We start from the raw sequence: 234 nt of genomic DNA on the forward strand, positions 1-234 counted from the left end.
TGGTCGATGCGGATGGTGCCGTGCTCCGTGAGCCCCACCTGGCCCAGCGCCAGGTCCGTGCGCGGGTCCTGGCCGATGGCCACGAACAGGCCGGACACGTCCAGCGTGGACGCCTCGCCGGTGCCGGTGTCCCGCAGGCGGAGGGTGTTGACCTTGTCGTCACCCGACACCTCCGTGACCTCGGTGTTCCAGCGGAACTCGATCTTCTCGTTCTCCATGGCACGGTGGGCCATC

The 234-nt window shown here is 68.8% G+C and carries 1 protein-coding gene; it reads right to left on the bottom strand.

All coding sequences use genetic code 11. The annotated features are described in order from the left end of the window. On the bottom strand, positions 1 to 218 hold a 218-nt coding region (locus KVS67_RS13265), incomplete at its 3' end, for an NAD(P)/FAD-dependent oxidoreductase (RefSeq protein WP_254629389.1). Positions 219 to 234: the final 16 nt, after the last annotated feature.

Source organism: Micrococcus sp. GbtcB5, from assembly GCF_019091605.1.
In the GTDB taxonomy this organism is placed as follows: Bacteria; Actinomycetota; Actinomycetes; order Actinomycetales; family Micrococcaceae; genus Micrococcus; species Micrococcus luteus.